This window comes from Asaia sp. W19 (assembly GCF_003994335.1).
Lineage (GTDB): Bacteria > Pseudomonadota > Alphaproteobacteria > Acetobacterales > Acetobacteraceae > Asaia.
Genome location: NZ_PNQZ01000001.1, coordinates 70185 through 84542 on the forward strand (window position 1 = coordinate 70185; position 14358 = coordinate 84542).

Genomic DNA, 14358 nt, shown 5'->3' on the forward strand with positions numbered 1-14358 from the left:
GTCTCTCCTTAAGGCCCAGATCCTGAGGGTATGAAAAGGCGTCCACCCCAACCCGGGTCGGGCGCCTTTTTCATGCGCGCTGGCCCAAAGCCAGAACTCGCTCTATACAAATGCCCCTCACCAGAGAAACAAGGGTTTCAGAATGACCGATTACAAGGTGCGCGACATCGCCCTGGCCGAATGGGGCCGCAAGGAAATCTCCATTGCCGAGGGCGAAATGCCCGGCCTGATGGCGCTCCGCGAGGAATACGGCGCCAGCCAGCCGCTCAAGGGCGCGCGCATTGCGGGCTGTCTGCACATGACCATCCAGACCGCCGTGCTAATCGAGACGCTGACGGCTCTGGGCGCGACCGTGCGCTGGTCGTCCTGCAACATTTTCTCGACCCAGGATCAGGCCGCCGCCGCCATCGCCGCGACCGGCGTGCCGGTTTTCGCCTGGAAGGGCCTGAGCGAGGAAGAATTCTGGTGGTGCATCGAGCAGACCATCAAGGGTCCCGATGGCTGGACGCCGAACATGATTCTCGATGACGGCGGCGACCTGACCGTGCTCATGCACGACAAGTATCCCGAGATGCTGAACGACGTGCGCGGCCTGTCCGAAGAGACGACCACGGGCGTGCATCGTCTGTGGGAAATGGCGAAGAAGGGCACGCTGAAGGTTCCGGCCATCAACGTGAATGACAGCGTCACCAAGTCGAAATTCGACAATCTCTATGGCTGCCGCGAGAGCCTCGTGGACGCCATCCGCCGTGGCACCGACGTCATGATGGCCGGCAAGGTTGCCGTGGTTGCCGGCTACGGCGACGTGGGCAAGGGCTCGGCCGCCTCGCTGCGCAATGCGGGCTGCCGCGTGCTCGTGACCGAAGTCGATCCGATCTGCGCCCTTCAGGCCGCTATGGAAGGCTATGAGGTCGTGACGATGGAAGCCGCGGCTTCGCGCGGCGATATCTTCGTGACCTGCACGGGCAATGTCGACATCATCACCGTCGAGCATATGCGCGAGATGAAGCACCGCGCCATCGTGTGCAATATCGGGCATTTCGACAGCGAAATCCAGGTCGAGGCCCTGCGTAACTACAAGTGGGACAACGTCAAGCCGCAGGTGGACGAGATCGAGTTCCCCGACGGCAAGCGCATCATCCTGCTGTCTGAAGGCCGCCTCGTGAACCTCGGCAACGCGACGGGTCACCCCTCGTTCGTGATGTCGGCGTCCTTCACCAACCAGACCCTGGCACAGATCGAACTCTGGACGGCTAAGCCGGGCCAGTATGAGACCAAAGTCTACACTCTGCCGAAGAAGCTGGACGAGAAAGTTGCTGCGCTGCATCTCGCCAAGGTCGGCGCCGAGCTGAGCAAGATGAGCACAAAGCAGGCCGATTATATCGGTGTGCCGGTTGCCGGTCCGTTCAAGCACGAAGAATACCGCTACTAAGTCTCGAGGGGCGCAGGGCACTGTCCTGCGAACCGCCAGAGGGTCATTGCCCTCTGGAAACCCTCTTGCAGGGATGAGAGGGGCTCGCCCCTTTCCGGGGAGCGGGGCAGAGCCCCGCCTCTTCTACAAGGGAGACGCGCATGGCCCGAGATCGCTCCGCCGCCAGACCCGCGCGATCGAGACAATCGACATCCCGACGCGCTGCGTTCCGCCTCTGGGCTGTGCCAACGCTTGTGATTGCCGGTCTGTTTGCAGGCGCTATCGGGTTGCAGACGCTTCTTGCCCATCGACACAAGACACCGATTGGCGGCCCCTACACCCTGATCGACAGCGCAAACCACCCGACCACCCAGGCGCGTTTCGCAGGGCGACAGACGCTCATCTATTTCGGCTACACCCATTGTCTGGATGTCTGCCCGCTGACGCTCGCAACGGTAGCGCAGGCCTATACTCTGCTTCCCTCCGAGAGGCAGCGCCCCGTCCCGCTTTTCATCACGCTCGACCCGGAGCGGGATCGCCCTGAGGATATCGGTCTCTATACGCGACGCTTCTCCCCCGAAATCATCGGCCTGACCGGTACGGCCGCACAGATCGACGCCGTAGCCAAGGCATTTCACGTGACGTCCCACGTCACCATCGACCCAATGGCGGGCCATGATATGAACGATGAGGGGAAGGGCGATTACCGGATCGACCATTCCTCAGTGCTCTACCTGATGGACGGCCAGAACCACCTTCAGGCCATTCTTCCGGCCGATTCCAGCCCCGCCGCCGTGGCGCGCGCGCTCACGCCCTATCTAGCGAAGCGCTGAAAACCGCCCGCTGAGAAACCGGTTCGCCAGCGCGAGGAGCAGAAGCGACACCCCGAGCTCCGGCAAAAGCACGCCCATGAGCCCCATGACGGCCAGCGCGCCCCAGCCAATACGGCGTGGCGAGGCGCGGGGGGCATCGAGATGTCCGGGCCGACGGCGCCTGAACCACAGCATGAGCGCCGCTATCGAGGTGAGGGTCAATAAGAGCGCGACAATCAGGTTCATAAGGAGGTTCAGAACCCCGAACAGATGCCCTTCATGAAGGGCGACACCATAGCCGATCAACCGGTCGGACAGACCCTTATCGGCAAAACGGGTGATGTGGGTGACCTGTCCCTGCGCTGTCACGCTGGCCTCGATCCGCTTCGGACGGTTCTGGGCATCGGAGCGTATGCGCCATGGTGCACCGGCCGTGGCGGGCGGCGTGATGAGCGTAGGCGCGGGGAAAGCAAGCCGGCGCGCTGCTTCGTAGACGGCGTCCAGCCCCTCGGCAGGGATCGCTGGTTGAGGCATCGTCGCTTGAGGCTTGGAGTCCATGGTCATGCCAGCCATCTCGGAGTCTGACATGCCGGGCATGGTGGCATGGCCCGAAAGCGTTGCGGCGATGGGAACAGCCCCGATTTCCCAGTCCTGTACGGATACCAGCCTGCCTATGCGGCTCTCGACCGCCGAAAAAGCCGAGCCCCAGACGAAGGACCAAGGCAGACCCGACACCAGAAACAGCACGAGTACGAGCGAGATCCATAATCCTCCAACAGCATGAAGATCGCGCCAGAACACGCGACCTTGTGCGCTGAGCCTTGGAAGAACTGTGCCGCCAATACAAGCGCGTCGCGGCCACCAGAGAAGGACCCCGGTCACGATCAGCACCAGGGTCCACGAGGCCACCATTTCCATGATCACAGAGCCCCAGTTGCCGATGAGCAATTGCCCGTGCAGCCGGAACATCAGCCGCTCGAACCGTGTCTGCTCGTCGCGTTGGGCCAGAACCCTGAGCGAGACGGGGTCGATATAGACACGCGCCACATCTGGCCCATGCGCCACCAGAACACGCGTGGCCTGGCTTTTCCGGGAGGGCATTTCCAGCGCAAGAAAATGCCCACCGGGTACAGCGGCAAGCGCTGCATCGCGCCGGGCGCTCACACTGCGTGGCGTCCCCTCCGCAACAGCGCAATCGATGTCGCGGTCAAGCCATGTCTCGATCTGGGGCTTGAAGAGATAGAGTAAGCCAGTCACGCAAAGCATGATGACAAAAGGCAGGCAGAAGAGCCCGGCAAAGAAATGCCAGCGCCAGAGCATGGCCCGATCGGGCCAGACCGGACGGGAGAAGGCAGAACGAGGGGAGCGGGAATTCTGTGTCATGGCCATCCCTCAGAACTTCACCCGCACGCCGCCGAAAAAGGCGCGTGGGCTGCCTGCGTAGATCGAACCCGTCTTTGCGGCCAATACTGAGGCGCCTGCCTGCTGACCATTGGCCAGAAGGGTGTCGCTGATAGTTGTCGCCCCTGCGGCATAGACGCTATTGGCGACATTCTGCACCTCGACATAGCTGTGCAGACGATGCACCCAACCCAGCCTTGCGGGCGGGTCGTAATGTATCTCCAGATTGAGCAGACCGTATCCGGGGATCTTGAGCAGATTGGCATTGTCGACGAAGAAGGTGCTGCGCCATGTTACCTCCGCAAATCCGCCCAGTCCCTCCAATAGCCCTGAGGGTTGGTCATAGAGCACGCGCGCATTTAGAAAATGCGGCATGACCCCGGGGATCAGCTTGCCCTTGCGCGAGAAGCTGCGAGACATCGTGCTGTTCGACAGGATCTCGGTGTACTTCGTGTAGATCTGGTTGTCATAGGTGTAGGACAGACGCAGCTTCGCCCCAGGCAGGGTTCGCGGGAGGGCCTGCCATGTGGCGGCGAGTTCCACGCCACGATGCTGCGAGGCGGGCGCGTTGAACGTGTAGCTGCCCGCCTGGGTATTGACCCCAGCCGACTGGCTGACCAGCTCGTTTCTGTAGAATTCGTAAAATCCGGTGGCCTGCACATTGACTGACGCCGAAGGGTGCCATTCTGTTCCAAGATCCACCCCAAGACTGCTCTGGCTCTTGAGTTGGGTGTTGTTGCCGTAATTGCCCTGCGGCGTGACGAAGAAGCTGGAATAGCCCGGCGTGGCATAGGCCGTGCCCAGCCGCGCATGCCAGGTCCAGGCCTTGTCAGGCGTGAAGACGATAGAGGCCTCAGGGGCGAGATTGAAGAAGCGCCGATTGGCCGTGATATCCTGCGCTCGCGTGGCGACGGCGCTCCGGCTGTAGACCGTCTGAACCGCCCCGATATCGGATTGCGTGCCGCCCAGCCCGATCACCGCGTGCCATCGCGGCGCAAACTGCCAGTCTTCCTCGAAGCGCAGACCGATATTCCACTGATGGCCATAGGAGGTCGATGTCTCGCTGCCACGCGTGGCTCCCGCCTGCGGCAACAGGGCGTAAACCTGATAGCCGTAATCCATGTAGTCGAAATTGGCCCCGACGAAGCTGGTAAGGGGCGTTGCTCCGACTACGTCATGACGCGTCAGGTCGGTCTGGACGTTATAGGAGTTGAATGGCCCCACGAAGGCCGTGGTCGAGGTCGGCTGCTCGACATGGCGCTGGTCATAGGTGAACTGGGTACGCCAGACCATGCGCGGCGTGAAATCATGCTCCCAGCGCAGCCCGACAATACTGCGCCGGTCGAAGCGGCCCAGATTGGCCTGCTGGGGTGTCACGGCGGTCTGAGCGCCATAAGCGCCGTTTCGATAAAGCGACACCGTACCGCATCCGGCGGCGCCCCCGGCAGCCGTGGTGCATCCCCGCTGATAGGGGTTAAGGCGATACTGGTTGAGCGACAGCCTCAGCGGAAGAAAGGCATCGGTCACGTTATTGATGAATTTTAGAACGAGACGGTCCTTGGGCGAAAGAGACACCCGCAGGCGCATATTTTCGGTCGAGGTCGCATATTGGCTATTGGCAATGAAGCCATCGCTACGCACGTCGCTGGCAAAGAGCATGAAATCATAGGTGCGATTGCCTGCACCTAGCGTCATATAGTTATTGAACATGCCGAAACTGCCGAAATCGGAGCCGAGTTCGAGCCCATGGATGGAAGCGCCGCTGCGCGTGCGGAAATTGATTGCACCATTGATGGCGTAATTGCCGTAGAGGGTCGATGCCGGACCTTGGAAAACATCCACCCCCTCATAGGCATGAGGGTCGATCAGATCGGCACGCGCCGTGCCATCGGGCTGGGTGACGGGAAAGCCGTCTTCTGAAACCTGCAGATTGCGCAGCCCGTAGGACTGGCGCGCTCCCGACCCGCGAATGGAAACAACAGTATCACGCGGGCCATTCCCCTGCAGGAAACTTGCACCCGGCACAGCGACCAGCATGTCGGCCACGCTCTGAGCAACCTGATTGGCAAAATCCTGGCGCTCGGCACTGTAAGTCGTCTGCCCCACGGGTGAGAGGGTGACAGGCCCCCGCGCCTGGCCCTTGACCAGAATGGCTTCGACGGGAGGCGCCTTGCGCTTTGGCCGCGAGGATGGCGCGTGGGGCGAAGACGGGGGGTGGGGAATACGCTGCACCGTGGGTTCGGCGGCAACAGCTTGCAGGCTGCCCAGGCTGACCAGGGCAGGGAGCGCGCGACCACAGAGCCGCGCGACACGAAGAAAGGATGTCATGAGAGATCAACCTGACGGGGAACAGGGCCATGAGCTCGCAGCCACGGTCAGGTGGTACGAGTACTCATGGAGCGAGACGGGTCAGGCGATGAGGGGAGGCCCTCGAGGGGAATGGCTGTTTCGTGCAGGCGCAGGCGGTCCCCGCACGGGCGGAAAGCACCAGAAATGTGCGAGAGTAACGAATGTCGCCCTTCCCCTCCCGAATAAGGAAGGGATCACACAAGGGTCATGCATGTCCGATGCGACTGCCAGAAGCATCGCGCCATCACTCAGAGCCGGTCTGTGGTGCCGATCATCGGGTAAGGAGTTCGAGGGTGGCTCACAGAGCACCGAGAGCGCTGTGAGCACATCGAGCGGGTCGTCCGACGACGCGCCGGACAAGGGGGTGGAACCGCCGAGACGGATCACCAGGGCAAGCAGAGCCATCAGCCAGAAGGCCGCCCTTGCTCCATGAGATCGCCCAGTCATTCCCATGGGCCATTTCCATAAGCGATCTGGCGCGTTTTGCCCATGGGTGTGCGCCGTCTCTTGCCGAGTGTTCACAGACAAAACCGAGAGATAACAGGCGTGCAAACAATTGCGCCTATGAATGTCGTAAAGAATAAAACGCCCCGGATCGCCCCCCTCTCTACAGACGCGCGTCTCTCACCGAGACATGAATAATACTCAAAGTTCCCGGAATGGCGAACAACCCAAAAATCGCAACTGCATCGAACCATGCATGATAGGGGGATTGTCTATTTCTAAATATTTCTATGAAATTGTTGCACACATTTATTATGTAAACCGAAATGTAGATACATCATATCTTGTTACTACCGTAATCACCGAATGGACATATGGATACAGATGTGAGATAGGGTCTCAAAGCGGTTGTCACAGAAGCGGGAACTTAAGGGCAATGGACAGCAAAAATCCGGGTTCAGACCCAATCATGGCCGATATCGACGCCTGGGATGAGCTCAGATCCGATGAGCCCGCTCAGGGAGAAAATTCCGCTCAGACGCCCATGAATTACCTCGCAGGACTAGATATGCTGAGCGAGCAGGATTTTGCAGATGACGGGCAGGCCATCGCTTTTTACCGCGAGAATGGCTGCACAACAGTCATGCAGGCCTTCACCCTAGCCAATATTCTGCATACGAGCTTTCGCGTGCAGGAGGCTTCACGCTTTTACCGCATCGCCTTCGAGCTTCATTCCAAAAGCCCGAGCGAGTACCCTCTTGCACAGTCGCTGCTGCAGGCACGCCTCCTCTGCCTGATGAAGGCAGGCAAGGAACTGCCCTCTCATGAAGTGGCCGAGTTGCGCGCCCTTTGCGCGCCTCACGCCAATTTCATCGAGAGCGTTCATCTGGCATGGCGCGGCGGAGACCCACTGGGCGCCATGCGCCTGACGGCGAATGCCTTTGAAGAATTCCACACGGGGGAAGAGATTGACACGCTCTATCTCGGCTTTGCCCTCCAGAGCAACTTCCCCTTCATCAAGGGCTGCAGCGATCATCGCGTAATCCCCAACCAGCTTTTCCTCTATTGGGACCAGACCCCCCCGGAGGAGATCCGCGCTAATTTCGATTTCCATCGTCAGATCTCCGGGCTCGATGTCCGCATCTTCGACAAGCCGGAAGCAGAACAATGGCTCTATGACGTCTATGGCGTCGAGGCGCGCTCGCTCTTCCTCTCGGCCCGCCATCCGGCAGAGGCAGCCGATATCCTGCGCGTTCATGTCATTCAGGCGCTTGGAGGCTGGTGGCTCGATGCCGATATCCGTCTCCGCGACGAACAGGCCATCCAGTTCATCCTCGACCGCAAGGAGCAGAATGTCCTGTTCCTGACTCATAACAACGTTGTGCATAATGACTTCTTCGGATCGGTCGCCCAGAGCCCGCTCCTCAATGAATGTCTTCTCAACATATATAGGAACTGCTTCCTGCATCCGGGGCTGTTCATTGCTTACAAGACCGGGCCAGGCGTATTCAATCGTGCCCTGAACCGCCTTATCCATCGTGATGTCTCCGGCATCGCTCCGATGGCGCCGACCAGCGTCCATGATCATCATGTATTCGGTCGTCTGATCGAGGAATTCGAAACCCCCTACAAGCATCAAACCAAGCACTGGCAGGCTGTCTAGAAATCTCCCGGCGCAAGTCGCGCCGAGATCGTCTCAAACCGTATTCCCTGCCGATGTAATCACCCCCTCGGCGCTTTCACCACGCTCTTCTCTCCCGTTCCCCAGACGCCGGTTTCGCTCACTGGCCAGGAACGGTATCGGTCAGCACGCTCGAGCCGATTCCCAACTGCTGGACACTTGAGTAAAAGCACCTTGTGCGTTGAGATCGAAAATGAAACGATTGACGGGAGTGTTTCTTCCTCCTGATCAATAGGGCTTCCTGCCTATGCGTTCGTTTTTTCCGTTTCTCGGCCTGGCATTATGTCTGGAGCCCGCCCTGGCGGCGCGCCCCGCTCCCAGCCAGTCCATGCCGCTCTCCATGAGACCCGTTTTCGACACGCTGGTTCTGCCTGACGCCGCCAATATCTGGCGCAGTGGTTCGGGTCGCCCCGGCCCCGCCTACTGGCAGAATCGCGCTGATTACCGCATCGAGTCCCGCATCGACCCGGACAAGGCGGTTCTGAGCGGTACCGAGACCATTACCTACACGAATAACAGCCCCGATGCGCTGGATGTGCTCTGGCTCCAGCTCGACCAGAACATGTATCGCAAGGATTCCCGCTCCTGGATCGCCTATCCCGACTGGCATCCAGCGAGTTCAGAGGGCTTCGTGATCGAGCGCGTGGCGCTTGAAGAGGGCGGCAGGGAGCATCCTGTCCCATTCCGCATCGACGATACACGCATGCAGGTCAGTCTGCCTTCTCCCCTCGCCGGATCGGGCCATGTTCTGAAACTGCGTGTGACCTGGCATCATCAGATTCCCGGCCTTTGGGGGGGGCGCACAGCCGTAACGCCAGTAAAGGATGGCAAGATCTACGAGATCGCCCAATGGTATCCGCGTATGAGCGTCTATGACGATCTGCGCGGCTGGGACACGCTGCCGTATCTGGGCCAGGAATTCTACCTGGAATACGGCACGATCGATTACGCCGTGACCGTCCCCTGGAATTTCACGGTCGTAGGCTCAGGCGCACTCGTCAACCCTCAGGATGTGCTGAGTGCGACAGAGCGCGCGCGCCTTGCAGAGGCCGCCAGAAGCGACAAGCGTGTTCTCATCCGAACGCCGGGAGACGTGCTGGACCCAGCCAGCCATCTGGCGCGATCGGGTGAAAAGACGTGGCGCTTTCATATGGAAAATACGCGCGATGTCGCCTTCGCGGCCTCGCCGGTTTTCGTCTGGGATGCCGCCAGGCTCGATCTGCCCGCCCTGCCCGCTGCCAAGGGCCAGAAGGCCCAGCCACGTCTGGCCATGTCGGTCTACCCGCGTGAGGGTGCGGGCCCGCAGGCCTGGGACCGCTCCACCGAGTATGTGAAGCACGCCATCGAGTATTTCTCGTCGCAATGGTACCCTTATCCTTGGCCGAACGCCGTCAATCTCGGCGGCCATGGGGCGGGCATGGAATACCCTGGCATCGTCTTCGACGGATGGCAGGACAAGAACGATATGCTGTTCTGGATCACCACCCATGAACTCGGCCATGGCTGGTTCCCCATGATCGTGGGGAGCAATGAGCGTCGTCACGCCTTCATGGATGAGGGGTTCAATACCTTCATCGATGCGTATGCCTCGCAGCATTTCAACCACGGGGAATATGCCCCCAAGAAGGACGCCGAATTCGCCCCCGAGACCGGAGACCCGGCAAAGGATATCGTGCCAGTGCTTACCGCCTCCGATGCACCGAGCCTGATGATGCCCTCCGAACTCGTGCCCGAAAAATATCGTCACAAAGTGACCTATTTCAAAGGCGCTTACGGGCTCATGCTTCTGCGTGAGAAAATTCTCGGGCCTGATCGCTTCGACGCTGCCTTTCGCGCCTATATCCGCGCCTGGGCCTTCAAGCATCCCACCCCGTCGGATTTCTTCCGCTTCATGTCCAGCGAGGCGGGAGAGGATCTGACATGGTTCTGGCGCGGCTGGTATTTCGAGAACTGGTGGCCCCAGTACCGTCTGGACGGCATGACCCGCATCGCCGCAAAGCCGGAAACGGGCCATATGAAGACGAGTCAAACCACACCCGGCCAGTCTGCGACTGACGCCGGCAATACCATCGCCATCGGCGTACGCAATGAGGGCAAGCTGCTTCTGCCAGTCGTACTGCGCGTGACATGGCAGGACGGCACAATGGCCGAGCGCATCATCCCGACCGAAGCCTGGGCGCTTCATGACCGTTTGAGCCTGAGCTTCCCCGATCATGGGGCAGTCAAATCTGTCGCGCTCGACCCAGATCAGGGCCTGCCTGTTCCTGATCGCAGCGCATTGACGCTGACACCGGCAGAACCCGCCCGTCCCTGACGGGCAAAGGCTTCATGCCTCGTGAGCGGGCGCCGACCTGTCCAGAGTAGAAACGCCTAGCGCGCCATCCCCTCGCTCGTCTCGCCCCACAGGCTGGTCGATGCGAGGGCCGGGACCTCGGTACGCTCGGCCGTGTCGAACCCAAAAAAGCTCTGTGCCTCGGCCCAGACGGGCGACGGCTGGGTCGCATGGCTTTGAGCAAGAAGGCGGGCAAGATCGGCAGCGCCGGTCGACAGATATCTGATCATGTGGTCTGACCCCTCACGATGGCGCCCTCTGCCACCAGGGAGGGGCAGGACCGGGCACCTGAAAACAGCGATCCGGGATCCGACTGGCCCCCCGGAGAGACGCGTCAGCCTACGGGATAAGCCCCGCACGATGACGACAGGGTCAGCCTATATGATAGTGAGAGTCGTTCTCAACAACTATTTTCATGGCGATAGGGCGAGAGTTCTGCCAGCGCCTCCTTCTCTTCAAGAATGGCCGTGCGCTCATGGACGAGATAGGGCTCCACTGCTCTTGCAAGGGCAGGATCACGGATGAAATGCGCCGAATAGGTCAGGCTCGGCAGATAACCGCGCTGAATCTTGTGCTCGCCCTGCGCCCCAGCCTCCACACGCGACAGCCCCTGGGCGATGGCAAATTCTATGGCCTGGTAATAGCAAAGCTCGAAATGCAGGAAGGGCCAGTCCCCCTCGCAGCCCCAGTTGCGGCCATAGAGCGTTTCGCGCCCCATCAGATTGAGAGCCGCCGCGACAGGTGCGCCCTCATGGAGCGCCTGCATCAGCACTACGCGATCACCCAGCTTCGTCGAGAGCCCGGTGAAAAAGGCGCGTGTCAGATAGGCCTGCCCCCATTTCCGGTCGATCGTCGCCTGATAGAAATCGTAGAAGCGGTCCCAATCATACGTGCCGATTTCGGCACCGCGCAGCACCCTGAATTCCAGACCGCAAGCCTGCGCGTCACGCCTTTCCCGACGTATGGCCTTGCGCTTGCGTGACGCCAGCGTGTCGAGAAACTGCTCGAAATCCGCGTAGCCCTGATTATGCCAGTGATATTGCAGCCCGATACGCGGCATCCAGCCATGTCCGGCGAGCGCTTCCTGCTCCTCGCGGGTACAGAAACTCATATGGACGGAAGACAGGCCAAGTTCATTGCAGGCCTGGCGCAGCGCATCTCCGAAAACGCCTCTAAGCCTATCGGCATCACCCCGATCCCGATCGATCAGCAGCCGCGATCCGCTGACCGGCGAGAAAGGCACGGCAATCTGGAGCTTCGGGTAATATTGTCCGCCAGCCTGCTCATAGGCGCGCGCCCAGCTCTGGTCGAACACGTATTCGCCATAGGAGTGGCCCTTGAGGAAAAGCGGCGCCACGGCCACCAGCGCCTGACCGTCATGAAGCGCGGCATAGCGTGGCAACCAGCCTGTTCGGGCCCCGACCGAGCCACTCTCCTCGAGTGCGAGAAAGAAATCATGGCTGAGGAACGGATTGTCATCACCTGCGCAGCGATTCCAGGCGGAAGCGCCAATTTCGGTGATGGAGGCATGGAGAGTCAGGGACCAATCCGTCATGCGCAGCATGTGGTTCGTCCCTGCACCCGGATCAACCGCCTGACCCGCGCGGACAGATAAAATAGCGCCCAGTCAGTCGCCAGATGGCGTCCAGCGGGACACTGGAAATGCTGCGGGGCAGAACAATCGACGACACCCGGCTCGACCATACGCTCACCGGGTGCAAGAGGCGCCCTGTCAGGCGATCTCGACCAGAGCTTCGACCTCGACCGGCGCGTCGAGAGGGAGGGAAGGCACACCGATGGTCGAGCGGGCATGACGACCGGCATCGCCGAAGATTGCAACCGCCAGATCGGAAGCCCCATTCATCACGGTGGCGTGCTGCGTGAAATCGGGCACGCAGGCAATGAAGCCGCCCAGCCGGACGATGCGCTTGACCCGACCCAGATCCCCCAGCTCGGCCTGAAGCTGCGCCACTACGTTCAGGAAACACAGCTCGGCGCATTCACGCCCCAGTTCCGGCGTGACATCCTCACCCAGCTTGCCCGTGGCCTTGAGCGTCCCGCCCGAGAGCGGCAACTGCCCGGAAACGACTAGAAGCGAGCCCGTACGGGCGACCGCCACATAGGTCGCCACGGGTGCCGCGGCCTTTGGCAGGAAAAGGCCAAGGGCGGCCAGACGGTCTGTCGGTGTTTCTGACATGGCAGGTTTCCTCCTTGCTGAAGGGCAATCTCCCCTCAGCTGACGAGACGCAGCTTTCCGCGCTCGCGCGGAGGGAGATCGCCGGGGATGTCCAGCGGCAGCATCGGATCCTCTTCGATCACATGAGGATCTTCCGGGGCGCTATCGGGCAATCTCTTGCCCAGATAGCTATCAGACAGCGCCCTGAAGGCATAATCAAGCAGGGACGAGGCATAAGCTGCTACCGGATCCCCCTCGACCGTACCGGCAGGTCCGAAACGGGTATGCGCAAACTGCTCCACATAGGCCGCCAGAGGCGCACCATGCTGCAAACCGATGGTCACTGCCTGGCCCACACTTTCGAGCAGCCCCCGTACCATGGCGCTCTCGCGCCCCGGCGTGAGCGAGACCTCGCCCAGCGATCCGTCTTCGTACTCGCCGGTCCTCAGATAGAGCCGATGGCCGCCAATCGAGCTGCGCTGCGTGAAACCGCCATGCCGGGCGGGAAGCGGGCGACGCACCCCACGCTCGAGCCGAGCACGGAGCGGCAGGGGAGATGCCGGATCAGGACGGGCCGGCATACGATCCACAAATCCGGTCAGGGCACGATGCATGAGGAGATGCGCATCCGGCCCAGGCTGGGGCAGGGGGTTCTCTCCCAGAACGGCAGAGGCCAGAGCTGCTTCAAGGCTCAGACCGCGATGCGCCAGTCGCGCCAGAGCGCTGGCACGCAGGGTTCCATTGGCCTGCAATGGGGAGAAGATCGGGGCGAGACCACAGGACTCGACACCCAGCAGCGCATCCACCGGCCCAGGGAGCGAGAAACCGGTCTCCACCAACGCCCTGTTGGGCAGATCGGGAAGGGTGTCTTCCATCTCGTCGCGTATCTGCCGCCCCGTGATCTCCAGCCCGGCAATGGGGCAGGAAATCGGCGGCAAGGGCACAGGACCCGCCCCCTGACGCGCAAGAGAGGTCGCAAGCCAGCTGAGATAACAAGCCGCGTCACGTCCCGTCTCGCTGTCGTAATCCAGACCCATCTGCGCCAAGCAGCTATCGAGATTAGTCAGCAGAAGCGTACCCGCCGGGCCGCCCGAGCTCTCCTGCTCCTGCATCGCGGCAGCTGGGCCGTCGAAAAGCGGCAGCTCGCCATTGAGCATGGGACCGTTCACGGCATGGAGACGACGCAGCGCTACGCAGGCAAGCCTGACCAGAAGGACGAAAGCCTCGGCATCGAAATCGCCTTCCTGAACAAAAGCGGCCAGATTGAGCACGAACCCGGCCCGACGATCGACCTGCCCCTGCCAGAGCCCCGCCATAGGCGCGATCTGCCGCGCCAGCAGCGCGTCGGCGAGCGCCGCAGCGATGGCTGGCTTCCTGCCTCCCTGCAGGGCCTCTCCCGGCAGAGCCGGCAGCCCGTTCAGGCGATCGAGCCACCGTGCGGCCTCGGTCGACAGGCGCAGCGCACCGGTCGCGCCTGAGAGCTGCAGGAGCGCAATCGCCGCCTCGTCTTCCCAGCTTGCAGGAAGGGTTACGGCGCGCAGGGCGAGTTCGTCCGGATCGGCAGCGACATGCGCAACACGCATACGCACCCCGTTCCACTGGAGAAGCGTTGTCATACCCTGAATCTAGGCATCGACTCGGCGCGCGCAAAGGGTGTTTCGGCCTGCCCGGCAGGGGATAATGGTCCGCAAAATGGGGATATGGTGGATAACATTCCGCCCCCCGTTTCAGGCGGGGGTGATGGACGCTGGC

11 protein-coding genes are annotated in these 14358 nt (G+C 61.2%); 5 read left to right on the plus strand and 6 right to left on the minus strand.

The features are described from left to right. The first annotated feature begins 142 nt into the window (after positions 1 to 142). Together ahcY and C0V97_RS00360 are read left to right on the plus strand one after the other, a co-directional pair. Positions 143 to 1432: an adenosylhomocysteinase gene (ahcY, locus tag C0V97_RS00355; RefSeq protein ID WP_127099612.1), complete on the plus strand. Its 1290-nt coding sequence runs from the start codon at positions 143 to 145 to the stop codon at positions 1430 to 1432. A gap of 140 nt (positions 1433 to 1572) precedes the next feature. Continuing rightward, the gene (locus C0V97_RS00360) at positions 1573 to 2244 is read left to right on the plus strand and encodes an SCO family protein (RefSeq protein ID WP_127099614.1); all 672 of its coding nucleotides are present in this window, start codon (positions 1573 to 1575) and stop codon (positions 2242 to 2244) included. Here C0V97_RS00360 and C0V97_RS00365 read toward each other — a convergent pair. After that, positions 2230 to 3606, minus strand: a complete 1377-nt coding sequence (locus tag C0V97_RS00365; protein WP_158625309.1) for a PepSY domain-containing protein — start codon at positions 3604 to 3606, stop codon at positions 2230 to 2232. The two genes, C0V97_RS00360 and C0V97_RS00365, sit on opposite strands and share 15 nt — an antisense overlap. A 9-nt stretch (positions 3607 to 3615) precedes the next feature. Then, entirely contained in the window at positions 3616 to 5952 is a 2337-nt protein-coding gene (locus tag C0V97_RS00370; RefSeq protein ID WP_127099618.1) for a TonB-dependent receptor domain-containing protein, read from the minus strand. Positions 5953 to 6184: 232 nt separating this feature from the next. Between C0V97_RS00370 and C0V97_RS00375 the strand changes: the two genes are divergently transcribed. The 3 genes from C0V97_RS00375 to C0V97_RS00385 all read left to right on the plus strand — a co-directional run bounded on the left by C0V97_RS00375 (position 6185) and on the right by C0V97_RS00385 (position 10412). After that, entirely contained in the window at positions 6185 to 6406 is a 222-nt protein-coding gene (locus tag C0V97_RS00375) for a hypothetical protein (protein ID WP_127099620.1), read from the plus strand. Between the two features lie 447 nt (positions 6407 to 6853). Further along, positions 6854 to 8080: a hypothetical protein gene (locus C0V97_RS00380; protein ID WP_233581839.1), complete on the plus strand. Its 1227-nt coding sequence runs from the start codon at positions 6854 to 6856 to the stop codon at positions 8078 to 8080. 265 nt (positions 8081 to 8345) lie between these two features. Next, the gene (locus C0V97_RS00385) at positions 8346 to 10412 is read left to right on the plus strand and encodes a M1 family metallopeptidase (RefSeq protein WP_127099622.1); all 2067 of its coding nucleotides are present in this window, start codon (positions 8346 to 8348) and stop codon (positions 10410 to 10412) included. A 56-nt stretch (positions 10413 to 10468) separates the two neighbouring features. On the opposite strand, the gene C0V97_RS00390 is transcribed toward C0V97_RS00385, so the two are convergent. The 4 genes from C0V97_RS00390 to C0V97_RS00405 form a co-directional block, all read right to left on the minus strand. Continuing rightward, a complete protein-coding gene (locus tag C0V97_RS00390) occupies positions 10469 to 10660 on the minus strand; it encodes a hypothetical protein (protein WP_127099624.1) in 192 nt (63 codons plus the stop codon). A gap of 170 nt (positions 10661 to 10830) precedes the next feature. Then, complete coding sequence (locus C0V97_RS00395; protein ID WP_127099761.1) at positions 10831 to 11985, minus strand: GNAT family N-acetyltransferase; 1155 nt, start codon at positions 11983 to 11985, stop codon at positions 10831 to 10833. 177 nt (positions 11986 to 12162) lie between these two features. After that, complete coding sequence (locus C0V97_RS00400) at positions 12163 to 12627, minus strand: RidA family protein (protein WP_127099626.1); 465 nt, start codon at positions 12625 to 12627, stop codon at positions 12163 to 12165. 35 nt (positions 12628 to 12662) lie between these two features. Then, entirely contained in the window at positions 12663 to 14222 is a 1560-nt protein-coding gene (locus C0V97_RS00405; RefSeq protein WP_127099628.1) for a vitamin B12-dependent ribonucleotide reductase, read from the minus strand. Between the last annotated feature and the right edge of the window lie 136 nt (positions 14223 to 14358).